At 55.7% G+C, this 24604-nt stretch carries 31 protein-coding genes; 16 read left to right on the forward strand and 15 right to left on the reverse strand.

Annotated elements, in window-relative coordinates:
* Positions 1–43 precede the first annotated feature (43 nt).
* From ACW9JC_RS08940 to ACW9JC_RS08955, 4 genes are all read right to left on the reverse strand, one after another.
* Positions 44–277, reverse strand: a complete 234-nt coding sequence (locus ACW9JC_RS08940; protein WP_048402763.1) for a hypothetical protein — start codon at positions 275–277, stop codon at positions 44–46.
* A 51-nt stretch (positions 278–328) separates the two neighbouring features.
* Entirely contained in the window at positions 329–541 is a 213-nt protein-coding gene (locus ACW9JC_RS08945) for a hypothetical protein (RefSeq protein ID WP_024126000.1), read from the reverse strand.
* Positions 542–1577: 1036 nt separating this feature from the next.
* A complete protein-coding gene (locus tag ACW9JC_RS08950) occupies positions 1578–1796 on the reverse strand; it encodes a ribbon-helix-helix protein, CopG family (RefSeq protein WP_393923052.1) in 219 nt (72 codons plus the stop codon).
* A gap of 243 nt (positions 1797–2039) precedes the next feature.
* Positions 2040–2642 (reverse strand): LPD29 domain-containing protein, encoded by a 603-nt coding sequence (locus tag ACW9JC_RS08955; RefSeq protein WP_393922604.1) that lies wholly within the window; start codon positions 2640–2642, stop codon positions 2040–2042.
* A gap of 227 nt (positions 2643–2869) precedes the next feature.
* Between ACW9JC_RS08955 and ACW9JC_RS08960 the strand changes: the two genes are divergently transcribed.
* From ACW9JC_RS08960 to ACW9JC_RS09035, 16 genes are all read left to right on the forward strand, one after another.
* Positions 2870–3796: a DUF3991 domain-containing protein gene (locus ACW9JC_RS08960; protein ID WP_393922605.1), complete on the forward strand. Its 927-nt coding sequence runs from the start codon at positions 2870–2872 to the stop codon at positions 3794–3796.
* A gap of 123 nt (positions 3797–3919) precedes the next feature.
* Positions 3920–4450: a hypothetical protein gene (locus ACW9JC_RS08965; RefSeq protein WP_393922606.1), complete on the forward strand. Its 531-nt coding sequence runs from the start codon at positions 3920–3922 to the stop codon at positions 4448–4450.
* A 362-nt stretch (positions 4451–4812) separates the two neighbouring features.
* Positions 4813–5139, forward strand: a complete 327-nt coding sequence (locus tag ACW9JC_RS08970) for a TrbC/VirB2 family protein (protein WP_393922607.1) — start codon at positions 4813–4815, stop codon at positions 5137–5139.
* Positions 5140–5165: 26 nt separating this feature from the next.
* Positions 5166–5534, forward strand: a complete 369-nt coding sequence (locus ACW9JC_RS08975) for a type IV secretion system protein VirB3 (protein WP_457454741.1) — start codon at positions 5166–5168, stop codon at positions 5532–5534.
* Positions 5531–7966 (forward strand): VirB4 family type IV secretion/conjugal transfer ATPase, encoded by a 2436-nt coding sequence (locus tag ACW9JC_RS08980; RefSeq protein ID WP_393923104.1) that lies wholly within the window; start codon positions 5531–5533, stop codon positions 7964–7966. The genes ACW9JC_RS08975 and ACW9JC_RS08980 overlap by 4 nt, the downstream gene beginning before the upstream one ends.
* Positions 7967–7968: 2 nt before the next feature.
* Positions 7969–8694, forward strand: coding sequence for a type IV secretion system protein (locus ACW9JC_RS08985; RefSeq protein WP_393946512.1), 726 nt, complete (start codon positions 7969–7971; stop codon positions 8692–8694).
* A gap of 19 nt (positions 8695–8713) precedes the next feature.
* A complete protein-coding gene (locus ACW9JC_RS08990; protein WP_393923106.1) occupies positions 8714–8893 on the forward strand; it encodes a hypothetical protein in 180 nt (59 codons plus the stop codon).
* A gap of 15 nt (positions 8894–8908) precedes the next feature.
* Complete coding sequence (locus tag ACW9JC_RS08995) at positions 8909–9859, forward strand: type IV secretion system protein (protein ID WP_393923107.1); 951 nt, start codon at positions 8909–8911, stop codon at positions 9857–9859.
* Positions 9860–9993: 134 nt separating this feature from the next.
* Positions 9994–10179: a hypothetical protein gene (locus tag ACW9JC_RS09000; protein WP_457454744.1), complete on the forward strand. Its 186-nt coding sequence runs from the start codon at positions 9994–9996 to the stop codon at positions 10177–10179.
* Positions 10179–11066: a VirB8/TrbF family protein gene (locus ACW9JC_RS09005; protein ID WP_457454746.1), complete on the forward strand. Its 888-nt coding sequence runs from the start codon at positions 10179–10181 to the stop codon at positions 11064–11066. The genes ACW9JC_RS09000 and ACW9JC_RS09005 overlap by 1 nt, the downstream gene beginning before the upstream one ends.
* A complete protein-coding gene (locus ACW9JC_RS09010; protein WP_393923110.1) occupies positions 11063–11881 on the forward strand; it encodes a TrbG/VirB9 family P-type conjugative transfer protein in 819 nt (272 codons plus the stop codon). The genes ACW9JC_RS09005 and ACW9JC_RS09010 overlap by 4 nt, the downstream gene beginning before the upstream one ends.
* Positions 11878–13098, forward strand: coding sequence for a TrbI/VirB10 family protein (locus ACW9JC_RS09015; RefSeq protein WP_457454748.1), 1221 nt, complete (start codon positions 11878–11880; stop codon positions 13096–13098). Before ACW9JC_RS09010 ends, ACW9JC_RS09015 begins: the two co-directional genes overlap by 4 nt.
* Entirely contained in the window at positions 13095–14147 is a 1053-nt protein-coding gene (gene virB11 / locus ACW9JC_RS09020; RefSeq protein WP_457454749.1) for a P-type DNA transfer ATPase VirB11, read from the forward strand. Before ACW9JC_RS09015 ends, virB11 begins: the two co-directional genes overlap by 4 nt.
* Before the next feature lie 11 nt (positions 14148–14158).
* Positions 14159–16069: a type IV secretory system conjugative DNA transfer family protein gene (locus tag ACW9JC_RS09025; RefSeq protein WP_393923113.1), complete on the forward strand. Its 1911-nt coding sequence runs from the start codon at positions 14159–14161 to the stop codon at positions 16067–16069.
* Positions 16070–16279: 210 nt separating this feature from the next.
* Positions 16280–18235, forward strand: coding sequence for an LPD7 domain-containing protein (locus tag ACW9JC_RS09030; RefSeq protein ID WP_457454769.1), 1956 nt, complete (start codon positions 16280–16282; stop codon positions 18233–18235).
* Positions 18232–18861, forward strand: a complete 630-nt coding sequence (locus tag ACW9JC_RS09035) for a lytic transglycosylase domain-containing protein (RefSeq protein ID WP_457454750.1) — start codon at positions 18232–18234, stop codon at positions 18859–18861. The genes ACW9JC_RS09030 and ACW9JC_RS09035 overlap by 4 nt, the downstream gene beginning before the upstream one ends.
* 349 nt (positions 18862–19210) lie before the next feature.
* Here ACW9JC_RS09035 and ACW9JC_RS09040 read toward each other — a convergent pair whose 3' ends face one another.
* The 11 genes from ACW9JC_RS09040 to ACW9JC_RS09090 all read right to left on the reverse strand — a co-directional run bounded on the left by ACW9JC_RS09040 (position 19211) and on the right by ACW9JC_RS09090 (position 24589).
* Positions 19211–19762 (reverse strand): hypothetical protein, encoded by a 552-nt coding sequence (locus ACW9JC_RS09040; protein ID WP_457454752.1) that lies wholly within the window; start codon positions 19760–19762, stop codon positions 19211–19213.
* Positions 19763–19869: 107 nt separating this feature from the next.
* Positions 19870–20103 (reverse strand): DUF3717 domain-containing protein, encoded by a 234-nt coding sequence (locus tag ACW9JC_RS09045; RefSeq protein WP_393923069.1) that lies wholly within the window; start codon positions 20101–20103, stop codon positions 19870–19872.
* 22 nt (positions 20104–20125) lie between these two features.
* A complete protein-coding gene (locus tag ACW9JC_RS09050) occupies positions 20126–20323 on the reverse strand; it encodes a hypothetical protein (RefSeq protein WP_457454754.1) in 198 nt (65 codons plus the stop codon).
* Positions 20313–20486 carry a hypothetical protein gene (locus tag ACW9JC_RS09055; protein WP_393923067.1) on the reverse strand — a complete coding sequence of 58 codons (174 nt, stop codon included), beginning with the start codon at positions 20484–20486 and terminating at the stop codon, positions 20313–20315. The genes ACW9JC_RS09050 and ACW9JC_RS09055 overlap by 11 nt, the downstream gene beginning before the upstream one ends.
* A 79-nt stretch (positions 20487–20565) precedes the next feature.
* Complete coding sequence (locus ACW9JC_RS09060) at positions 20566–21201, reverse strand: recombinase family protein (protein ID WP_393923066.1); 636 nt, start codon at positions 21199–21201, stop codon at positions 20566–20568.
* Positions 21202–21811: 610 nt separating this feature from the next.
* Positions 21812–22147, reverse strand: a complete 336-nt coding sequence (locus ACW9JC_RS09065; RefSeq protein ID WP_393923064.1) for a hypothetical protein — start codon at positions 22145–22147, stop codon at positions 21812–21814.
* Complete coding sequence (locus ACW9JC_RS09070; RefSeq protein WP_457454756.1) at positions 22137–22400, reverse strand: hypothetical protein; 264 nt, start codon at positions 22398–22400, stop codon at positions 22137–22139. The genes ACW9JC_RS09065 and ACW9JC_RS09070 overlap by 11 nt, the downstream gene beginning before the upstream one ends.
* Positions 22397–22699, reverse strand: coding sequence for a hypothetical protein (locus ACW9JC_RS09075; protein WP_393923062.1), 303 nt, complete (start codon positions 22697–22699; stop codon positions 22397–22399). Before ACW9JC_RS09075 ends, ACW9JC_RS09070 begins: the two co-directional genes overlap by 4 nt.
* Positions 22683–22934: a hypothetical protein gene (locus tag ACW9JC_RS09080; protein ID WP_393923061.1), complete on the reverse strand. Its 252-nt coding sequence runs from the start codon at positions 22932–22934 to the stop codon at positions 22683–22685. Before ACW9JC_RS09080 ends, ACW9JC_RS09075 begins: the two co-directional genes overlap by 17 nt.
* A gap of 82 nt (positions 22935–23016) precedes the next feature.
* The gene (locus tag ACW9JC_RS09085; RefSeq protein ID WP_393923060.1) at positions 23017–24048 is read right to left on the reverse strand and encodes a relaxase/mobilization nuclease domain-containing protein; all 1032 of its coding nucleotides are present in this window, start codon (positions 24046–24048) and stop codon (positions 23017–23019) included.
* Complete coding sequence (locus tag ACW9JC_RS09090) at positions 24035–24589, reverse strand: plasmid mobilization protein (protein ID WP_457454758.1); 555 nt, start codon at positions 24587–24589, stop codon at positions 24035–24037. The genes ACW9JC_RS09085 and ACW9JC_RS09090 overlap by 14 nt, the downstream gene beginning before the upstream one ends.
* Positions 24590–24604: the final 15 nt, after the last annotated feature.

Raw genomic sequence — 24604 nt, forward strand, 5'->3', positions numbered from 1 at the left:
ACGTTCCCGTTCCGTTGGACTTCAAACCCCTAACGCAGCGGACTTAGCTTTTCGCCCAGTCGTACACGGGCTGTTCGTACACCAGCAATTCGCCGCGCTCGGCGATCAGCTCTTCACCGGCCTTGATGCAATTTTCTTTCAGCTCGTCCAGCGTGACCCCATAGAACTCAGCCACGGTGGCGCCTCGGCGAGCCGGTGTTTCCCCACCATCGCGCAGGTTGAGAAACATCATGTGATGACGTGGCAGGCCTTCAAACGGGTTCTTCGGTGTGGTCATATCGTTCTCGCTCGTGGTGGGGGTTCATTTGTCGTTATGGGTAACGCGGCGTCACTCCTTCGGCACCCACTCGCCGTCGACATACTCGCCCTCGGGGTCTGCGGCCTTCGGCTTGTGCTGGCCGAGATAGAACAGCGTGCAAGGATCTCGGTCGCTGGTTATGCCTGGCACTATCTGCAACAGCTCATATCCCGCCTCGATCAGCTCATTGGCTTGAATAAAATCGCTCACTTCCTTGATTTTTCCGATATGCGCAAAGCTCATGACTATTCCTTAGATTGCCGTATTGAAGTAGCCAGCGTAGCGCATCATCCATCCCGGCAGGGGTGCCCTTTTTTCGTAAGATTGGCCGGAAAAGTTTTCCCGATTAGGTGCAAAGTTTTTCCGGTACCGGCGTTATGGGTAACGCGAACTTACTCCGGCGCGACGCCGTCCCACTTGGTCACCGCCGCATCGATCTCGGCATCCAGCGCCCGAAAGGTCGCCTCATCAATCAACCCCTCGCACTGCAAGGCGTCGATCCAGCCACGGGCAATGCCGATGTCTTCCCGCCACGCCTCAAGGGCTCAAGGGGTTGGGGCCTATCCAACTAGGTTGACGGAATTTTCTGGGGTTCCGGCTTACACCCCCTAAAAGCTAAGAGCTATGTTGTCGCGCTTCGCGCTCGTTGTTTTGCTCGTGCTCGCCCTGGCGGGCTGCACTGCGCTGGCATACGGCTTGCAAACGCAGGGTTGGTGAGCTGGTGGTGAGGGGCGGGCAAAACTCACCCTAAAGCGACCTAAGTCGCCTTAGTTTGAGCCTGACCACTACAGACGGATTACGCTGGGCCGGAGCCGCTGTCTGGAGCCTGGTCGGGAGTGCATCAGGGTACGCCCCTGCACCTGTCCGTGTTACGCCACGTATCAGCGCCCGACCCCGTCACAGACCGCCTGTCATCACGCTGCAAGGAAGGGTAATCACCCAATGTCCCTGCTCTGTATCAGACAGACAACTCATACCGGTCGCAGCTTTGGTCGGTTCCCCCAGTAGCTGCGTAACTGTCACCGCGCACACGCTGTCGTCACTTGTCCTGCCACCCGTGTGCAACGGTGGAGTTCGTGAATTGCGGGCGCTCGCAGGTCATCTGAATGTCAGGCGCAGGGCTAGACAGAACATAGAAATATGCTCAGAATGTCACTACGAGTCTCGCTCATGGCCGTCAAACCAGATTCTCCGAGACTCCGTGGTAAGGGTGCTTGCAGGCGCCGCTTACCAACCAACGCCCCCTATTTGGGGGCGTTTGCGTTTCTAGACCCCGCCATTAGTGGTTAGGGGCCTTTTTAACAGCCTGTGGGCTGTCTAATTCTAACGTGAACTGTGGATGCTCTATCCCAGCTTCCAGCTCGTCCAGGTACCTCAATACCGCTTCGCGCAACACTGCCGAAGTGGTAGTGCCGCGCGCTCTCATCGCGGAGTCAAAACGCCGCTTAATCGAATCGGTCACTTTCGTGGCCATGATGGTTTGCGCTTGTGCGGTCATAGTCGTTGTCCGGTTATACCGTTTAACTAACCGTCAAAAAGTAGCGGTTAAACCGTTAAACGTCAAGCGGACTGACGTGGCCCCTTGATCGGGCCGGTTTTTATGTCCGGGACCTGGGGAGTTGCGCAGGGTGTTTGGATTGTACAAACCAGTTTTTTGGATTGTACAAACCACTCGGAGGGTGGGACCTGGGCGGGGAGACTGGCCCCGGAAATGAAAACTGGCCCCGAGGGGCCAGCTTGTTTACTGGATGGTGACGGCGGAATATCCGCTTCCGCATTTTCGGCTGTAGCCGTCGTCATGGGTCACGAATACGCTTTGCGCTGTCTGGCTCACCAGGCCGCGCAGACGGTCGCTATGGCGGTTGAGAGAGGCGCAGATTTCACTTTGCAGGCTGTCGCCGGCGTTGAGGTGGTAGGAGGGCAGTACAGTGGCCCAAAGCTGGCCAGCGCGGAACGCCTCGACGGTGGGTTTTGCTACGCCAGCTTCACGGAAGTTATCGCGCAGGTTGCGATATACCCGGTCAATGGCTTGCTCTACAGCTGCGTCCGACACCGTGCGGCAAGCGTTGATCGAGTCGGCACCAAAGGATACGGTTTCGCCGTGCATCATGTGGTAAATCGAACCTTTGTAGTCGATACCACCATCGAAGTACGACGCCTGGAAGCGGCAGGTAACAGCCTCCACCTGCTTAGCGTTCGGCCCATCGTTCCATGCAACGGTAATGCTCGCGCCCATGGAATAGGTATGGCTGCGAACACTGAAACGAACGTCCGGGAAAGACTCTTTGAGCGCCTTGCGAACGAGCTTTGCAGTGTCTGCGCAGGTAAGATGCTTAGTAGTCATGGCGTAACTCCATCTAGTTAGCTGTGATTAGAAGCCCTGGTACGGTTGCCGCCGTCCGGGGCTTCGTTGCTTATGCAGCCCTTCGTCTGCATGGGTCCATTATACTGCCGAATTAACTGGTAAGTCTATACTTTTCTTTACCTTCTGTCGTGTGATAGGGTGCTTATGCCAATGCGGAAATTTGTTTTCCGTAGTAGCATCTTTTGATCTTCTGTCGGAGGACGCCCATGGAAAAGTCAGACATAGAGAAAGCCCGAGGGATTGAGCTGGCCAGCGTTATCGAGGGCTTTGGCGGAATACGTGATCCAGCCGATCCCAAGAACAACTGGAAAACCCATGCAGGCCGGATAACGGTCACGGACCAAAAGTTCTACAACCACGATGCCGACAAGGGCGGCGGCGGTGCCATCGACCTGGCCATGCACCTGGGCGGGTTTGGCTTCAAAGACGCTGTGGCCTGGCTGGGGGGAACCCACGGCCGCGAAGCCGCAGTGCAGACCTACCAGGCCGAAGCTCGTCAGCAGGCCACCAGAATCCTAGACAGCACCCCCAAGCCCAAACTTGAAATCCCCGAGCAAGATCCCCGCAAGCTACCGAAAGTGAGGGACTACCTCACAAAAACACGCGGCATCCCTGAACAAATCGTCAATACCGCCATCGAAAAGGGCCGTGTATGGGGAGATAAATACGGCAATGCTGTGTTTACGCTCCGCGACCTGGACGGGAAAGTTTCCGGCGCAGAACTTCGCGGCACCTATAGCAGACCGTTTCATGGCATACGCGGGGATCGTGGCTTGTACTTCACCGGAAAGGCCGCCTCGAAAGTGGCGGTGTTTGTGGAGTCTTCCATTGAAGCCATGAGCTACCAGGCGTTAAACCCGGAGGCGTTGGTGATCGGTACCGCAGGAAGTACAAGAGACATTCTGCAGGGCGCCGCCAAACACCTGGAAGGCCAAGGGTACAAAATTGTCGATGGGTTCAACGCTGACAAGGCCGGGGACCGCCTAGGAGACCGCCTGAAACAAGCTGTAAGCCAGGAGGTTGAGCGTCAGCGCCCAACCGCTGGTAAAGACTGGAACATCGAGCTTAAAGCCGTGCGCGCTGCCGTGAAGGATCAGGCGCCGGGAAAGCGGGAAGCTGAACCGGAACGGTGAGGCAGGACAAACACGCGATAATTCACATTACACTTATCTCAAAAGTGTTGCGGCAGAAAGGGCATTGCTGTAGGTTCATAACCACAGTAAGCAATGTCCGGCCTGCCGGACCATGGAGGGGTTATGAAGCTGGCACCATTCGCACTCTTAGCGGCCATGTGTGCGGCCTACGCGCTACCCAGCGCAGCACACGCCGAAAACTACCCAGTAGTCGCCAGCGATACCCAGCAGGATCGTGACGCGCAACGCCGCTCGATCCTGACCAACGAGCTGGCTACGGAAAAAAAATCCCTCTCCGACGTGAACGCCGAAATGGCGGACGCGATCAAGGCCCAAAAGTCGCCAGAAGACGTGCAGGCCATCGCCGCACAGGCCCTGGGCCACAGCAACAACATCGAATCGCTGCAACGCGAGCTAGACGGCCTGGGCGGGAAAGTTGCCCGTCCCCGTCGTGCTGCGTTCGTCCCCGAGGCCCAACCCGAGGCCCCGGCTCCCAGCGCCCAAGCACCGGCAGATGTTCCCTATTGGGACGTGTATCACCGCAAACAGAACGTGCCCCAAGCCACTCCCGAAGAAGACCAGGACGACGGGGCAGCGTTGAACGACTCACCTGATGCCGGTGACAAGGAGGCCCGTTCTGGATCCACAAAATAACCATAAGCGCGGGGACACTACCCCGAAACCTGTAGCGTCGATGTGTGCAGACGTGAGGCCGAAATCGTTGCAAAAGGATACGATGACGGCCCCACAGAACGCACAAGAGGCCACAGAAATGACGTCTATGTATGAGGACCAGCTAGAGGACGCCGCGAAGAACAAAGCCATACGGCAGTTCATATTGCGGCAGATGACCCCCGAAAAGTTTGGACTTGTAGTGATTTTGACCTGGAAAGACGGAGAGAACGTTTTATTCAACGCACGAAAGCAAGTGAGGCTTTGGCCGAACTTGAACACCTTGGCTGGCTATATCCGGGGGCTTAAATGCCACCAGACACCGATATCATTGGAGCTTGACTATGACAGTACAGACGACACCTAACACCCTGACCCGCTCCCCGGTTCCGCATCGCCGCCTTCTGGCGTTCGTGGCCGCTGTGATTGGCTCGATCTTCCCAGCGTTCGCCATGGCGGCGAACCCCTTCACCACCGGCGCCACCGGCCTTTCGAGCGAGACGTTGGCTATACTTACGCCCGTGGCAGGGATCGCCGTCATGGTAGTGGGTGCCCTGGCATTGTTCGGCAAAATTCATTGGGTGTGGCTCCTCGGCACAATCGTCGGCATCGTGCTGCTGTTCGGTAGCGATCAGATTGTTACCTGGGTTCGCGGCCTGTTCGGCGTGTAATCGAGCTGCATCAAGAGAGGCCCCACATGGAAAAGAACGACGGAATTCTGGTCGATACTTTATTCGTGGGGCCTACGCGCCCCACGATGCGCTGGGGAGTCACCTGGCAAGCCTTCATCATCAACATGATGTTTACCATCGAGTGTTTCGTATTCACGAAAAACTTAGTGTGGTTACTCATGTTCTTTCCGATTCACCTGGTGCTGTACGGCATCTGTCTATATGACCCACGCGCATTTGAGCTTATCTACCTTTGGGGTAGGACCAAAGCGTTTACGTTCGTGGGTAATTTCTTTTACTGGAGAGCGGTGACCTACAGCCCCCTAGAGTTCAATGTAGGTAAGAAGCTGAGCAAGCGGAAACTGCGCAAACTACAGAAAAGGGGTCTGATATGAGTTTTGCCGACAAAGTACGGAAAAAGGTTATTAAGAATGAGCCGCCTGTCGCTGACAAGCTGCCGTTTGAAGTTCACCTCGACGAACACACGATCATGACAAAGGATCGTGATTACATGCAGGTTATTCGACTGACCGGCGCAAGCTTTGAGAGCGCCGACGATGAACAGTTGAATATCTGGCATAAGCGCTTGAACGCCTTGTTCAAAAACATCTCTAGCCACAACATCGCGTTGTGGCAACACATTATTCGTCGTAGGGAAACAAAGTATCCGCCTGGCGAATTCCCCGATGGCTTTGCCAAGGATCTCAACGAGAAATATTCCTCCCGGTTGTCCGGTGAAAAACTGCGTGTCAATGAGCTGTACTTGACCGTAGTTTACCGGCCGTTCCCTTCGGTCTTCACCAATACCGTATTCAAAATGGTCTCCAAGGCCGATAAAGCCACCCGCGAAGCCGAACGACTGCAAGCCATTGAAGTATTGAACAAGGTAGTTCGCCAAGTCATGCGCAGCCTGCGCCGCTATGACGTGGAAAAACTGGGGATCTACAAGCACCAGGGTATCTACTGCTCCGAACCCATGGAACTGATGGGCTTCCTGCTCAACGGCAAGTGGCAGCGCGTGGCCATCGCCCAAGCGCCCCTGCGTAAGCTGGTGGCAGCGTCGCGGCCGTTCTGGGGTAATGAGACGGTAGAAGTACGCGGGGCCACCAGCACGTTCTACGGCGCCCTCTTGGGTATCGGCACCTACCCCCCGGAAACTACCTCTATTTTCCTGAATGATTTGCTCAACGCGCCGTATGATTTCGTGTTGACGCAATCTTTTAGTTTCATCAAACAGGAAACGGCGCGACGGACAATGAAGACCGCGCAAGATCGTATGGAAAGTGCCGAGGATGACGCCACGTCGCAGATTGACGAAATTGACGAAGCGTTAGATGACCTGGCATCGCGCCGTATCGTAATGGGGCAGCATCACTTCAACCTGTTTGTTAAGTCCGATACGGTCGAGGGGCTTAACGATAACGTAGCCGACGCCATTGATATTTTGGGCAGCACCGGCATGACGGCAGTTCGTGAAGACCTGGCAATCGTCGCCGCCTACTGGGCGCAGTTCCCTGGCCAGTTTAAAGACCGGCCCCGCGTTTCCGGCATTAACAGCAAAAACTTTAGCGGCTTCGCGCCAATGCATAACTTTCCTGCGGGGCGACTCACCAATAACCATTGGGGGGACGCTCTGACCATGTATATGACCACGGCGGGGACGCCCTATTATTTCTCGTTCCATGCGTCGGACCCACAGGACAAGAACGACATTAAGATTAAGGACGTTGGCCATACGATGGTACTGGGTCCAACTGGCTCAGGTAAGACCGCCTGGGTCGCCTTCAACCTGGCAATGCTGCTCAAATTCCGCGCTACCTGCGTGCTGTTCACGAAAGACCGGGATACCGAAATCATCATTCGTGCCTTGGGTGGGAAGTATTATCCAGTACAGAGCGGCGTTAAGACCAACTGGAACCCGTACAAGCTCGACCTGGACAACCCCATTACTCGCCCGTTCCTCAAGCGCCTGACGCTGTATTTGGGCGCTCACCAGGGCAACGTGGGCGACCTGGACGTAATGGAAGTGGAACAAATCGAAGCGGCGGTTAATTCAGTCCTGCGGCTGGACCTGGAGCATCGCCGCTTGGGTCGCGTCCTGGATTACCTGGACCAAAATTCGGTTATCTACCGGCGCTTGCAGCGGTGGTGCCACTCACGCAAGAACGGCCAGCCGGATGGGGAAAACGCCTGGGTGTTCGACAACCAGACCGACACCCTGGCCGCGTCCTTGGGCGAGAGCTTGATTACAGGTTTCGACGTTACCGCGTTCCTCAACAATGATGAACTTCGTGCACCGATCAATATGTACCTGTTCCACCTGGTATCTACCCTGGTAGACGGTCGCCGGTTTGCGCTGTTCATTGCAGAGTTCTGGAAAGCCCTGGGCGACCCGCCTTTTCAGTCGTTCGTGCAGGACCAACTAAAGACCATTCGTAAAAACAATGGCTTTGTGGTCTTGGACTCCCAGTCGCCTAATGATGCGCTTAGTAGTCCTATCTCGGACACGCTCATTGAGCAAACGCCGAACAAAGTGTTGTTCCCGAACGACAAGGCAGATTACGCGCAATACAAAAAGCTCGGCACGTCTGACCGGGTATTCCAACTGGTGAAAGAAACAGATCCCGAGGCAAGCCGGGTGTTCGTTCTTCAACAGGGACATAATTCGGTTGTCTGCCGGTTCGACATGGAAGGAATGAAATACGAGCTGGACGTACTGTCGAGTAAAAAACACACCGTTGCCCTGGTGGATCGCCTGCGCGCTGAATACGGCGACAAACCGGAACAATGGCTTCCTCACTTCAAAGTTGCTGACAGGAAATCATGAAGATGACTATCAAACGACTGACTATCGCTATCGGCCTGGCTACCGCTATCGCTTCCGGTGCGGCCATGGCCGACGTGGTACCCGTGATTGACGCCCTCGCCATTGAAAAAGCAATTGCCAATGGCGTGATTATGAGCAACCAACTGACTCAGATTGAGAACAATCTGAATGTCGCAAGGAACCAATACAGTTCGCTTACGGGTAGTCGCGGACTGGGTACCTTGTTGTCGGACTCGCCACGCAATGGCCTACCAGACAACTGGGCCGAAGGAATGGCCCTGCTGAATAGCAATAGCGGGCCTACCTATGGCGACCTCGCTAATTCGGCCACCCAAATTCGCGAGTCGCAAGCGGTACTTTCTTCTTCCGAAGCAGCGTCTTTGTCGCCTCAAATGCAGTCGTATTTGTCGCAGATGCGCAATATGAGCGCGAATCAACAAGCACTTGGGCAAGCGGCCTACACCAACTCTGCGACCCGCATAGCGACCTTGCAGCGCCTGACAAACAGCATCAACGCGCAGACCGACCCTAAAGCAATCATGGACCTTCAAGCGGTTGCGCAGTCGGAGCAAGCCAAACTTGCAAATGACCAGGCGCAGCTGCAAAGCGTGCAACAACTGACGCAGGCCAATGACCAGGCCGCACGGCAGATGCAAAACGAGCTGCGTATGCAGGTGAGCGGGAGTGCAGACTTTCCGGCCATCGATACGTCCATTCCATCTAACTAACTTCTACGGAAAGAAAAGTATGAAAAAGTTTATCGCTCTCGCCTTTGTCCTGGTTTGTCTGTCGGGCTGCTGGGATGAGAAAGATAAGGTGGTTTGTGACGCTGCTTGCCGCGCCGAACGCTCCGGCCAGGCCGACTTTCCAAGTTTGGATACCAGCGCCCCGGACTCATTCAAGAAAGCCCCTGACAAGGGGCACTAACCTGGAGTCTTGGTTATGGCTACGCAAACCTACACTCAAGTTCTGACGTTCGTGGATGGCATGACCACGACGTTCATCACGCAAAACGTGGTCAACGTGGCCAATGCCATTGCGCCCGCTGTGAACACCCTGCTAGCGGTTTACATCATGTTTTGGGGGTACGCCCTGTTTCGTGGTGCGGGGCAGCAAGAACCTATGATGGATGGCCTACAGCGCATCCTTAAGATGGTGTGCATCCTATACGTGGGCTTTCAGTTTGCCGCGTATAACACCTATGTCGTGAACACATTCAGCGTCGCGCCGCTGGAGCTGGGTAATGCGTTCTTTGGGGCCAATGACAGCACCACTATATTCGGCTCACTCGATAGCATCCTGGTTAAGGGATTCACTGCCGGTAAAAAGTTTTGGGACCAGGGCGGTATCCTGGTGGGCGATCCAGGCATGTACATGGTGGCTATCCTCGTATGGGGGCAGACCATCATTGTTACCGCCTATGCGTGCTTCTTGATCGTGTCGTCCAAAATCGCTTTGGCCATCATCATGGCGCTAGGTCCGTTGTTCATCTTCTCGCTGATGTTTCAGGCGACCTCTGATTTCTTCAGTCGATGGATTCAGCAACTTTCCAACTATGCACTGGTCATTGTGATGACCATCGCCGCGAACGCTTTGATTATGACGTTGTATGAGCGTGCATCGACGGGCGCAGCAGCCATCACCAGCACCGCACAGATTAACCAACTGTTCCCGTTCCTGGTGACTGGGGCTATATCGCTTTTGTGCCTGGCACAGATCCCATCCAAGGCAGCTGGTCTTGCCGGGGGTGTCTCGATCAACTCTTACGGTGCCGGACGTCTTGCGGCACGCATGCTCCAGCGCAGCTTGCGTTCAATCATGCCTCGTCGTCGCCCTGGTGGTGGTGGAAATAGCGAGCGCAAACGCCCACGGGGCGGCTCTATCCGCACATAACCACTGGTCGGCAATCAAGGAATCTATAGGCATTGAAGCCACCCAAACCAACAGAAATGCCTTTTCTGTATAGACGGAACATAGTAAAGTGTTGCTATGTATCCGTCTTTTTTGTGTGCGTGAGGAAAGTAGAAATGAAGAACGTTTTTCGTGTACTTGTCTTGTCCGCCATCGTCGCCGCCACTGGCTGCGCCCATCAACCGCCGTCCTGCGACGGCAAAGCCCGCCGTCCGATCAACGCTGACCGCCAGGCCGGTATCACCTACCCCAGCTGCGGCCAGGCCGTTGCCCTGAATGCCTTTGACCTGGGAGACGGCTAATGGAAACCCGCCAAAAGCTCAAACCCGAGGCCGCGAAAAAGAGCGCTGACGACCAGGCACTACAGCGGTTCCTGTCCACCATCAAAACGTTCGTGGACTCCCACGACGACATACAGCAGATCCTCCAGGCATCGCAGTCCTGGGCTGACACCGAGGTCGAACGCAAGGAAAAGGCCAAGGCCTGGGCCTTTCGCATCGCGGCCGGGGCCGTGGTGTTCGCGGTCGGCGCTCTGTGGGTTGCGCATGAGGCGATCCAAACAGCGATGGTTCCCCCGCCGCCCCCACAGGTACTTGTGATGAACGAGACCACCGGCGCGATTAACCCGCTTATGTCGCTGACGGAAGTGAAAGTTAAGTATGAAGATGCCGTGCTCCGGCGAGCGCTGAATACTTTTTCGATCTGCCGAGAACGCTATATTCGCGACATGGCCGAAAGTGATTACTTCTGTGCAGCGTCTTTTATGTCGCCACAACTGCAATCGCAGTGGGCTAAATATTGGGATTCAGATAACCCCAATGGTCCGCTTACTGTTTACGCTAACCGAGCCACGGTTAAGCCAACGATTGAAAGTATTTCTCCGCGTACCAACAATCAAGGCATCGTTGATACCGCACAGATTTACTTTCAGCGCACTGTGACCGAAAACGGTGTGCCCAATGTTACCCATTGGGTAGCGGACGTTAGTTTCAAAATGGTCAATCTGCCCAAGGAAGAAGCCCAGCGCCGCGTTAATGACATTGGTTTGCAGATTACCCAATACACCACCAACCAGGTGTTGACCGCTTCCAGCGGTGCTACTCGCAGCCAGGCGCCTGCCGCCGTGCCTGCCGCCCCGCGCCAGGGTCTGTCGGCCCCGGCCTACTCGCCTAACCAGGGGAGGGAATGACTATGAAACTCTCGCCGATTGCCTTTGCCGTACTGCTCGGCTGCGCCTGGACTTACCAGGCCAACGCCGCGCAAGTGCCGGTTGCTGCTCGCCAGGATAGCCGCGTGCGTTTTGTCGATTACGACCCGTACAACATCGTCACGCTCAAGGCCCGCATAGGCCGGGATACGCTGGTTATGTTTAGCCCATCCGAAAGGATTTTGGATATGGGCGGCGGTTATACAGAAGCGTGGGGGGTGGGCACGATTACTGCCCAAAACGGCTTTTTCATCAAACCGGCGAAGGGCAGCCCGAATACAAACATTCACATTGTCACCAATAAGCGGGTTTACAACCTGGACATGGTATTGGCCAGGTCGAATAACGAAGTTAGTTATGAGTTCGTGCAGTACCGCTATCCCGACGACGACCTGAAAGCGCGGCGCGCACAGGGCCAGGCCGATCTGGTCAAAAAGATGCTTGCCCAAGGTGATGGCCGCAAGCAGAACGAGAATTACACGGTAGAGGGTTCTACGACGATTGAGCCTAACCGGGTGGTCGATAATGGCCTGGCAACTTATGTCTCATTCCCGCCACGGGCAAAGCTCCCGCAAATCTACTATGTGAACGAAGAAGGCAAGGAGGTTATGGCGAGCTGGAACGTCGAGAACGATGTTGTGGTTATCCATGATGTTAAGCCGAAATTTATTTTCCGTAGTGGCGAGCTTGTAACTTGCATCTACAACGAATCTTACGATCCTCACGGCGGCGAGCGCCCTGCGACTAAAACCCAGTCGCCGCACGTTGAGCGCGTATTGAAGGAGGCTGACCAATGAGAATGCCATGGAACCGGAAAGATGAATTTGAGGAAGAAGAATTAGAGGAACAACAACCAATCGAAGGCGACCGCAAGATTGCTTCGGTGAATAAAGGGCTAGGCATGCAAGCCCGCCTGACCAACATTGTTGCCGGTATCTGCATTATCGCCTTTGGCGGCTGGTTCTTGTTCCACTACTACGCGGGTCTCTATCAAGAGCGCCAGGAAAAGAAAGACCGCGACGTTGATAAGACGCAAACGGCGTCCAATCAACTGCCGCCGTTGAAGGTCGGCGCCCTGGAGACCCAACAGCAACCCGCTGGCCAGGCCGCGCCGCCACAGCCAAACATGCAGGCACGCAGCGGCACCGCCAACGGGCAGCCAGTCAAATCGCCGGCAGAAATCGAACGGGAAGGGCGCCTGTCGTCGCCGGTGAAATTCAAGCTCGATGGTATGGCATCGTCCCTGCCCCAAGCCCCAACCAACAATGCAACCCAAACCGGTACCGATGGCCAACGCGGAGCTGGTGGCCAGGCCGGAGCTGGTGGCCAGCCTGGCATGGGTTCGGCAGGCAACCCGGGCGACCGCCTGTCCCAGTCGCTGCAATCGGCACAGATGGACCCTGTAGAAGCCTATCGCCTGGGCGATCCTGGCTTGATGGTGTACCAGGGCGAAGCCATCCCTTGTGTGGTTCGCCCCGCGCTGGACTCCTCTCTGCCTGGCATGGTGCAGTGCGTGCAGAGCGATGACCTGTGGTCTGCGGATCACAGCGCTATCGTGGCTGAACGCGGCACCATCTATACCGGCCAGCAACTCATGGGCCTGGCTCGCGGCAATCGCCGCCTGCCGATCGTATGGACCAGGGGCCGCACACCGATGCCAAACAACGTGGCCTTCAACCTGAGTTCGGCGGCCACGGATGAACTGGGCCGTACCGGCGTCACCGGTGACATTGACTATCACCTGGCCGAACGCTGGGGGCCTATCGTCGCGCTGAGCGTTATCGACGACGTAGGCGCCTACCTGCAAGCCACCCAACAGAGCAACAGCGGCAACAACACCACGCTCAACCTGGGAAACACCACCAATGGCGGGCAGGATCTGGCGACCGAAATTTTCAAGGAAGCCGCCAATATCCCTAACACTCTTACCCGCAACCAAGGCGCCAATATCTATATCTACGTTGCGCGGGATATTGACTTCAACAAAGTCTATAGCCTGGAGTACAAGCAATGAGTGAGGCTGTCGATACAGAAACTCTGCACACGGTTGAATTGCACCTCCAGGTGTTGGGGCAGTACCTGGGCGGCGATTATAACGAGCTGTGTGTAAACACCCCTGGCGAACTGTGGACGTACACCCACGGGCATTGGGAGTGTATCCCCATGCCCGAACTCGATTACACCTGGTGCGTAGAGTTAAGCCGCTTGGTGGCGAACTTCTCCGTCCAGGCACCGCAACCCGTTATCAGTGCGGAGCTGCCTGGCGGTCAACGGATAGAAATTGTTTTGCCGCCCGTCACGGAAGTTCCAGGTATCACGATTCGCCTTCCCCCCAAGGGGAAGGCTTTCACGCTTGAGGAAATTATCGGATTCGGAAGTTTTGAGCGCACCGAATGGGTACAAACACGCGGCATAAGTGCCGCCGACCGGGCGGAACTTAACAAGGAACTGACTGCGAAAGAGCTGGACTTGTTGAAGCTGTTCAAAGCCAAGGATGTAACAGGCTTTCTGTGCGCAGCGGTGATCGGCAAACAGAACATTTTCTTTGTAGGAGAAACTGGTTCGGGTAAAACCGCATTAATGAACGCGCTGGGCCACAAGATTCCAGCGGGTGAGCGCTTGATTACGGTAGAGGACACCCGCGAATCACGGTTGCCTCACCGCAATCAAGTCAACTTGAAATTCAGCCGGGACAGTGATGCGCCTGAACGCATCCGCGTTAAAGGCGTGTTGGCTTCTACGCTGCGTCAGTTTCCAAGCCGGGTATTACTGGCGGAAATACGCGGTGATGAAGCGTATTTCTTTTTCCAGAACGTGGTTAACAGTGGTCATCCTGGGACCATGGCAAGCTTTCACGCTAACAGTCCAAAGATGGCGTTCCGGCGTATGGCTAACATGATTCAGGCCAGCCCCGAGGGTAGCCAACTCTCGCAGGACTTGATTATCAAAGACCTGTACGCACTAATTAACATCGTTATTCAGTGCGAGCGCGACGATAACGGCAAGCCGTTTGTTAGCCAGATTTATTACGACCCGGAATACGCAATCAAGGTAGCCGGGTAAGGAGGCGCTGTATGCTGCTAAATGAACTGGATAGTTACAAGGCCAAAGTTACCGCATTCACGGCGCTTATTATATTGGCCGTGGTCATGGGGCTTTATCTTGCCGGGTACTGGTTTCTTTTGAAGATCGGAGAACATCCCTGGAGCGCCACGCCGAAAACCATCATTGATTATTGGATTTACTACGGTGACCAACCGGCAGTAAAACGGTGGTTGACCATCTGCACCGGCGCCGGACTCATTCCGGCAATCGTTGTTGTAGGTATTTGCGTTGCACCACTGAACCGCAAGTTACACGGTGATGCGCGGTTTGCCAAAACATCCGAAATCAAAAAGAACAATCTCCTGGGTGAACATGGTTTCATCATCGGTAAGTGGAAAGGCAAGTTTCTTATGCTGGCCGGTCAGCTCGGAGCGCTGCTGTCGGCCCCGCCACGGTCCGGTAAGGGTGTCGGAGTGGTCCAACCGAATATGCTGAGCTGGCCCGACAGCGTCGTACTGCTGGACGTGCGCCAGGAGTCCTTTCGGATTACCTCGGGCTTCCGATCAACCTTTAGCCAAGTTTTCCTGTTTAACCCGGTAGACCCTGACCTGCGCACCATGCAATGGAACCCTCTGGACTATGTTTCAGATGACCCAATGCTGCGCGTGAACGACTTACAGAAAATCGGCAACATGCTGTCGCCAGATCCTGCGGACGGCGATCCGTTCTGGCCTGCTTCCTGCCGTACGCTGTTCCTGGGCCTGGCACTGTATGTATTTGAAACACCCGGCCTGCCACGTACTTTCGGTGAAATTGTCCGCCAAATTATGTTTGGCGAAGGCGAAACCGTGGGAGAACACTGGAAAGAACTTATCGAACAACGGGACCAATCCCCTACCCCGCTTAGTTCGGCCTGTAAAGCCGCGCTCTATGACTTCATTTTCACCAGTGGCAATACGCAATCGTCCATCCGCAAAACATTCACGGCAAAGCTGGAACTATGGCTAAACCCGCTCGTTGACGCGGCAACTTGCCGTAGCTCTGTTGACCTGCGCTTACTGCGCCGGGAGAAAATCACCATCTACATGGGGATTAAGCCAAAAGATTTGGATTACCTGTCGCTGATTATCAACCTGTTTGCTCAACAAATTCTTGAGCTGAACATGGATGAAATGCCCGAGGACAATCCCGAACTTAAATATCAACTGGCGTGGATCATGGACGAATTCACTGCACCAGGGCGCATGCCAGTTGTAGCGAAGTCTATTGGCTACCTGGGTGGTTACAACATCCGCCCATTCATTATTGTGCAGTCGATATCGCAACTCATTGCCACCTATGGCATGGAAGTAGCCAAGACGATTATTGAATGCCTGGGCGCCGAAATCGTTTTTGCGCCGAAGAACAAAGAGCATGCCCGGACAGTTTCCGAAATGCTTGGTGACACCACCGTAAAAACGAAAAGCCACTCCCGCCCGAAATTCGACTTAAAAGGAGGGTCTACCAACACCTCCGAGCAAAAGCGCGCTCTGCTACTGCCGCAAGAAGTTCGGCAGATTGGCAAGAAGCGTCAAATCATTTTCGTTGAAAACATGAACGCGATTCTCTGCGAAAAAGTTTTCTACTACAAAGAGCGCGTATTCAAAAAACGCCTGCTACCGCCGTTTGTTCAACCGCAGGCGGAATACACCCCACCGCCACCCCGAGTGGCCAAACCTAAACCTAAACCAAAGGCAGAAGAAGTTACCGAAGTCGATGGCCAACTAGTTAAGTTCGTTGATCGGAAAATTGAAGTTAAAGACGTTGACAACCTAGATAAACTGTCGTTGACGGATTACAATATTGACTTCGAGAAAATCGAACTACCCGAAAACGAACCCGCTACCGATGAGGAACTGAAAGAACTATTTAGCTCGTTTGTAAATTCTATCGCTGACTGACGCGGAAGGAACGTAACTATGGCTACTAAAGCTGATAAAGAAGGTCTTGTAAAAGCGCTGCGCGAAAACCATGTTGATACGGCTCTTGCACTTATCGACGCCAGAAAAACACTCAGCCCGAACATGAAAGAGCCATTGGAAAATGGCGTCCCTCTCTTACTCTCCGCTGTCCGTGGTCAGTTATCGACCGGCGAAAAATTCAACGGCCAAATGCTCCTGGAGGGCCTGGTCTTGCGTGGCGTCGACGTCAACATGCGCTTGCCCTCTGGCAAGACCGTGTTGCATGACCCAGCGCTGACCGGCCAGGCGGCGCGGACGTTGATCGAGGCCGGGGCCAGCCTTGAAGCCAAGGTATCGAAAACTGACCTGGAAGCTGGCCAGGTCAAGGGTGAAACCCCACTGCTGGCCGCCATCAAGGCGAAGAGCCCGGACGTGGCCAAGGTGCTGATTGAAGCCGGGGCCAACGTCAATGCCCGTGACCAGGACCGCGTAACCCCACTGCATGCGGCCGCTGCCAGCAAGGACGGCCGCACGGCGAATTTGCTGCTCCAGGCCGGGGCCGACATAAACGCCCGTGCCGGGGACAAGGACAACTCCCTCACTGCCGTTGAAGCCCTCAAGCAAAACGGTATTCCCCTGATGGCCAAGGTTCCAGCCGCGAGCCAGGCCCGCGAGAACACCGTAGAAAACGGCCAGGCGCGTGACGCCGAGGTAGACCCGGAGTTGTCGGCCCTGGTGGCCAGTCAGCGCGAGAACCTGCGTAGGGCTGCCACACGCGCACCCGTTGTCGAACCACCAGCGGCGCAGGCCGTGCCGGTACCCTCGCCCGAGCTGGATGGCCAGGCCCGGGATTTCGCCAACAAACGCCGTGCGGATCTGGATGGCCAGCGCGCCGCGCCGGTGCTGGAATCGGCAGACGCTGAGGCGCTGCTGTTCGCGGCCCGCCAGCGTGAACGTGTTCGCATGGAGCGCGATAACCTGGGGCTTGACCAGCGCGCCCGCGAGAGCGCGCCTCAGATAGGCGCTGATGGCCGTGAAGGCGGCGACGCCGCCCAGCCTATCCGGTTCAACAAGGAAGCCGCTCAGGCGCGCGCACAGGCCGTTCCTGACCATGTGAAATCCCGGTTCGTCCAGGTCGAGAACAAATTCTATTTCCCGGACAAGTCCCCGGCATTCGATGACAAGGGCCAGAAGCTGGCCACCAAAAGCGAGAACCAGGAAGTTATCGCCTCGATGGTGGACATTGCCAAGGCTCGCGGCTGGGAAAAAATCACTGTCCGAGGTAGTGAGGAATTTCGGCGTGCTGCGTGGCTTGAGGCGTCCATGAACGGCCTTGAGGTCAGCGGCTATAAGCCTACCGCCATCGAGAAAGCCCACCTGGCCAAACTGGTCAAGGAAACAGCACAAGAGAACAGCATCGAGGTCGGAACCCAGCGCGAGAAAGCCCCTGGTAAACGGTCGCTGACACCATCTGCAGGTGAGCGCGTGGCCCCGGTCCAAGATGCCCCGGCCAAAGCGGACCGCCCTGCGGATCTGCCGCGCATGAAGGATTTCAGCATGCGTGAAGGTGCCGTGTCCGGTCAGCTACTCGACCACGGTAAAGCGAACTACCAGTTCAACGACAAAAAGGACCAAAGCTATTTCGTCAAGGTGATGACAGAAAGCGGCGAGCGCACCGTTTGGGGCAAAGACCTGGAACGGGCCATGCGTGAAAGCCAGGCTAAGCCTGGTGAAACCATCGGCCTGGAAAAGGTGGACACCAAAGGCGTGGTTGCCAAGGAAAAAGTATTTGATGACCAGGGCAAAGTGGTTGGCTCTCGGGAAGTGGATGCAATCCGTAACACCTGGAAAGTGGGTTCGGTCGATAAGGCCAAAGCCTTTGTCTACGGTGATCGGAGCGAAGTGGTGAACAAACACCCCGAGCTGGCACCGGCATATGGCACGGTGGCCGCTGCCCACAAGTTCGCGGAAAAGACATGGCCGAACAGCAAGGAAGAACAGGAACGGTTCGTAGCGGTGGCACAGTTGGCCATGGCCGAACGAATCGCCCACGGCGATCCGGTACCGGCCCCGAAACTGCGGGAGGCGGTAGTGGTGAAACAGCAGGGGAAGGAACAGCAGCAACCGGAGCCGCGTAAGGGCGCACAGAAAGAGGCCGCACGTTGAGGGGCCTTGCCCTTGCCGTCCTACTGAGCGCGGCGCTGGTGGCCCCTGGGGTCGCCAGCGCCGGTGCGCAGGTAGAGGAACAAATCTCGAATTCCGTCCGGGCTGGCCTGGCCATGGCTGTTAGTGACCAGGGCGCGCCGGAAGGATCTTTTCTTTCCGTAGCAGCCAAAGACACCTGGCTCGACACCCAATCCCCGCGCCTGGCCGATTGGGTGCCTAACCAGGGGGAGCGTGAAAAGCTGTTGCTGACCGTGCATTACGAGGCGGTACGCGCAGGCCTGGACCCTGAAATGGTCCTCGGCGTGCTGTACGTCGAGAGCCGGTTTCGCAAGTACGCGGTATCCGGCGCTGGAGCGCGGGGCTACATGCAAGTCATGCCCTTTTGGAAAAAGGTGGTTGATCGCCCTGGCGATAACCTTTTCCATCTGCGCACAAACCTGCGCTATGGCTGCTCGATCCTGCGGCATTACCTGGACACGGAAAACGGCGACGTATTCATGGCTTTAGGTCGGTACAACGGTAGCCGCGGCCAACGCGAGTATCCCGACCTGGTGTTGAAAGCCTGGAAGCGGTACCAGCTTCCGGCCAGGTCCTACCCTTCTACGCAATACGCCTCGGCAGAATGAAAAAAGCCCCGATATCGGGGCTTTTTCCTGCCTTTCTCATACAGTCAACTAGCGCACCGAACTGCCTTCATAGGGTAGGCAGTAGCGGTCCCGTCTACGTCATCAGCGCGTACGCCCGTGATAGGCACCAACAGACTGTCGTCAAATATCGCGCCGCTCTTGTAGGCAAAGCCATTAATGCAAACGGCCTGTTCGCCGCTATCTGTAGTGCCGTTCCAGACATGGATAGTTGAGGCCGTTACAGTGAAAGCGGGCAGCGCTTTTTGATGGCCTGCTGCCCAGCTCGCAACAACGAGCGATACACAACTGATTGCGATGGCGGCCACTGCTAATGGCTTCGCCTGAACTGTCATAGTTGCGCCCTCCGCCGATTTTCCTCACTTACCGCCGTATTGACCAAGGCAAGCAAACGCTCTACCGGCGCTTCCACGGCCTGGCCAAGAAATCGAACCGGGCTTGCGTCATAGGTCTTGCCATTGGCTGACACCTGGATCACGTATTGCCAGGTTCGCATGTCTTCACCAACAGCAATGCCCGGCATCGGGTGGACTTCTTCAATCGAAGCCAGGCGAATCCAGCGACGGGCACCGGCGTATCTGTTAGGCAGGCGTTTTTCCTCCGCTGGAGTTACCTGGAGCCAGATAGCAGGACGGCCATGGGTCTCTATACCGTCGCCACCTAAGCGGTCGAGAATGACGGCCATGACACTTGAAAAGGCTTTTTCGCTCATGTCGCGAATGGCCGGTACCGAACCCGCGAGTTCGGCACGGCTGACCGATAACAGATAGTCGTAAAGATGCTCATGGGATAGCTCCCGAGGTGTGATCTTGGCTATTTCGGCCTTGATGGCGGCGATTACATCGGTGGCAGTGGCCTGCCAGATGGCGGTGTCGTCTGTCATGCTTACTTTCCTCTCCAATGAACCACAACATCTGGTGTCGATCGCAGCTGCCGGCGGCGGCTTTGAACACAAGATGTTGTGTGTGAGTCCCTGGCTCGCGCCTGGGGCTATTCTGCCGTATTCCAGCGCTCAAACGCGGCGATGATCGCCGGTTCAACATCAGCGGTGGCGGTAGAACTCTGGCGGTAGTGCAACATCAGGCCGAACAAATCGGCCATCAACGACGCATCCGGGTGTAGGCGATGGCCGTTGGCACTGGCTGGATGCTGATCGCAGCAACGCACCAGGGCGTTTTGCAGATCTACGCGGGTGATGGTGGCGGGGGTTTCAGTCGCGGTCATGGCGGCTTTCCTCATGAGGCTGTCAATGATCCTTTCTCGGCCCATGCGCCCCTGGCCGATGGTCCTTGGCCTGGTTGAACGCAAACTGCAAGCTATCAAGGAATCGCGATGGCTGGAACGTGCAAAAGGCTTGCACGTCTTCGGAAAGGAGTTGGGCCAGGTCACAAACGCGGGTGCCCTTCACGCGCTCTATGACCGCTGCTACCTGGTTAGTAGGCATGGGCTGCCTCCTTCTTGCGGAAGTTGCGACGCACACGCTCTACGCTGACCTTGCCGCGTGCGTGCAAATCGACCCAGTGGGAGCAACCGTTTATAGTGCCCTGGTAGATCACCTGGCCACTCGCGTCCAGGACGTTAAAGAGCTGAGCTTTTGCGCGGTTCATAGATGCGTCTCCTAACAGAATACGCATTTATGATACGACACTTTTGCCATAAGTGTTAATGCAAATACCTAATATCTGGTCATACAATAATTGATTTTTTGTTGAGTTCTGCCCGGACTCGATAGACCGTAGCTATCCCCACGTCGCATAACTTGGCAATGTCTGCCATGGCCAGGTTCTCTTTCAGCCGTCGCTCGATAGCAGCCCATTTTTCCTGGTTGCGGCCACGTCCGCCGACCTTCTCCCCTCGGCGCCTCTTGTTGGCCAGGCCCTCCCGTATCCGCTCCACGCGCTTCTCCTGGTCAATGCGCGCCTGGGTGGCCATGAGGTCTAGCAATAGGTCGTTGATGATGGTCAAGAACTGACCGGTTATGTCGTTCCCACCGATAAGCATGTGGGTGGTCGGCAGATCCGCAACCACCAGGCGCATACCCTTGTCCTCGATCATCTGCCGTAGGCGGCGCCAATCCGTGTGCGTCAACCTGGATAGTCTGTCTACGCTCTCGCACAACAACACGTCGCCCTGGGCGGCCTCGTCAAGTAGCCGACGAAGCTCGGGACGCTCTAGCTTGGTGCCGGAAATGGTATCGGCGTAGGTGGCTACGATGACAAGTCCGCGCTGTGCCGCGAACTGTTCCAGGGCGAACAGGGCTCGTTCTTCATCCTGGTCTTTGGTGCTTGCGCGAAGGTATAGGCGGCACTGGCTGTTTATCATTTGAGGTCCGAAACACAAGGTGAGCGATAATCTATCATTTGACTAGGTTTTCACCGGCAAATGATAAATCACGCGGAGCCTTATCGAAACCTCATATGAGTAGAGTATTTGATAAGCCGGTAAGGGGGTGTTACCAGGTGAGTTCGTCGTCTGCGTAACCGCAACGCTCGCGCATCGACCGTTCATCCAGTACCGCTTGGGAGGGCTTGCGGGGGTACGCGGTGATACGAATGTGGACCGGCCCTGAATACCCCTTAGTCCGTGCGAGCTGTTCCGCCTGGGCGCGTGTAGACGCGCCCCACTCGACACCATCAACCCCAGCGCGGGGGTCAATGAAATAGAAGTATTCAGAATGGCCCATTATTTCCCCCGGCGTGCTGGGTATGGATCTGACGCCCGCGATACTGCTTGTTCTGCTACGTGGTCGCGGCCTACGTCTACGCGAATGTCCAGGGCAGCCCCGGAATACCATACATCGCTGCCTTGAACACGGACTGCGCGAGCGCGTAGCCACTGATAGCGGTCGGCGTTGCGCTTCAATTCGTCCAGGGTGGCGGGATCTATTTCTACCAGGGGTGCAAGATCATTCGCGGTAGCCATATGATTGCCCCTACGAATTTGCTTGTTGAGGTATGGCGGCGTGGATCTCATCCATTAGGGCATTCCACTTAGTCAACTCGTCAAACAGCGCCCCTACGGCACCCAATGCGTGCTGCTTCTTTTTATATGTACGGTTCATGTGTTCCGGGACGAAAAATAGAGCCTCGCCAAAAGAGTAATCCATGAACCCAACGGTAACGCTGCCGTCGTCCTGGTCAAACATGCGGACTACTTCAAGCAGGTTGTCATAGCCTTTCATCTGCCACACTGCCAGGCGTTTTATGGCGTCCTCTTTCGAGACAGCCTTGACCTGGACTGTTATGTATTCGTCTTGTTCATTGTTCATGGTGGGAACTCTCCAAGCGGCTTTCCATTTGTTCGATGGCGTGGCCATAACGGGCGTCGGCCAATTCGTTAAGCTCGATCAGTTCGGGACCGTCAATGATGCCAAACCGGTTCAGCACCTCAGCATGCTTGCGCAAGCTTGCATGTTGAAACTCAGGCCGGTACCAGGCTGCCTTATCGTCGTTAAACAACGAATGCCAAAGGCGCAACTCCTGGTCTTTGCGACCCTTCAAATAATCAAACTCGGCGGTCATTTTCTTTCCGTAGAAGCGCTGTTGAGGCTTGTTGGCGTGCGTAGATCCACATGATCTGCATTGTGTTCAGGCGGTCCATAGTAAGCAATGAGACCGTCGCGCAAAGCCAGGGCAGGTATCCCATAGCCACAATCGGAATGCTGCTCTACCAGGCCGTTATCGGCTACTAGACGCCACTCATAGCTGCCGTTATCCCCATCACCAAACACCTCGACGCTTAACCCGCCGTCGCACTCAACTGCTAATAGGGTGCGAACATCATCGGTGTAATGAAGGACAATCTTATTGCGGGGTTTCATGTTCCACCTCCGAGCGTGATTCTGGTTGTGATGGTCGCGGCCAAAGCTTACGGAAGCCGCTACGCATGAAGAAAGCGCCGAATGCTATGCCAAAGAGATAGTAGGCGGTCAGTTTCAATTCCAGGTCTGTGAGGGTTGCCAGAAAGGCCCACAGGCTAATGCAGAGCGTCCCCGCTCCTGCAATCATATTGACCCAAGCCAATAGGGCCTGGCCGATGCTCAATTTTGGTTTCATGCCACCTCCAAGGAGATTGGTTACTAGCAGAATCACACAATACAGATAACACATAACTGTCATGACAGAAAGTGCATTATCGTTATCTGTCCTTTTCTTCGCGCTCGGGTGCGTCCTGGTCCTTACCCTGGGTCTTGTCGCGGTTTTGCTTCAACTCCTGGACCAGGGCCTTTTTAATCGTGTGCCGTTCAGTTTCTGGCCGTGGCATTGATGCTGCGTGCTTTCGGATAGCCTCGGCTAAATCTTTGTCGCCTTCTGCCTCGTAGGTCTGTGCCGCCTGGAGCATTTCCCGAAGGGTTTTCTGACGCCGGTTGATAATGGCCTTTTCCCAAGGCTTCAACTCCTGGGTGCCCGTCTTCAACTCCTCCAGAGCCTCTTTCACTTTAGCCGCATGCACGTCTGAATCACCGCGTTTCTCCAGGTGATAGATAGCTGCGCTTTTGCTCTTTTGGGTGATGCCTCGGACCGCCCTCGGCGTTGCGTTCGCCTCGATGCCCCTATCCCTTAGCTGTTCGGCGAACGTCTCACGCCAGGCTTGCAGGGTCGCTTTGCGTATATGCAGGCGCTTACCGTTGTAGCCCTCGGCCTTGATAATCAAGTGAACATGCGGATGGGGTGGCGCGTCTTTGTGGGGGTCGGTTTCCGGCGTATGAAGAACCATCGCATATTGATGCTTGCCATAGAGGGTTTCTCTGGCAAAGCCCTGGGCTGCTGCTAAAACCTTCTGTGGATCGGTACCGGCAGGCATCGACAGCACCACGTTGAATGCTTGGCGATTCTCGCCCTGCCCTTTTGAAAGGTCCATATCCCAAGAGTCGAACAGGTCGGCCACCTGGTCTTTCCCACGGACCACCTCGCCCTGGTCCGTGACCATTTCAAGCTGCCCTTTGCGCGATATATAGTCGAAGTGGGCTTTTACGTGTTGGGCTGTTTTACCGCCACCTGACACACGCACGATTACTTCGGGGGCTTTCGTAACAGTGCGCCAAGCCTGAGCTTTTGCCCCACCCTTCCCGAGCTTTAGCCGCTGCCCTTTTGGGCGCTTGTGCCCGAAAGCAAATTCGATGCTGTGTTCTTCGTCGCGTGAAAAACCGCCCGCATTACTCGTCGCCATCGTTCACCCCCCAATAGTCCAGATTACCTTTAACAAGGGCTTTGACGTATTTACGGTGAACGTCAATGACCTTGTGCATCACTTCCCACTGAACCGCGTGCGCCTGGTTTGCATTATCCAAGCTGACGTTCAAGGCGCGAGCGATTTGGTTAATGTTCCGGCCTATGGCGCCGAGCTGCATTGTCACCTGGCGCAGCTCCAGCATTTCTTTTTCGCTGAACCGTGGTTCTCCTGAAAGGTGAACCCGGAATAGCTGCGCGAGGTATTTGGACCTGGACCAGCCCATTTCCTGGGATAGGGCATCCAGGGCTTCAACCTCTTTCGGGGATAGCCTCGTATCTATTTTCTGGCGCCCCTTGGTGGAGCCAGGCTCTGGCGTTTCTAGCTGGCCCGCCTTTGGTGGGTCCATCTGCAAGAAAGCGGCAACAACCTGCTCCAGCAATCCGGAGCTAGTTAATCGCAGTGTCGCGGCTCGTTCATCGAAAGCCGCCTTAGTCTTTTCATCAACACGGGCCACAAGGCGCGGCTTGGTAGAAGGCATTTCACAACTCCCGCA

It is taken from the genome of Pseudomonas sp. SDO5591_S426 (assembly GCF_054070755.1).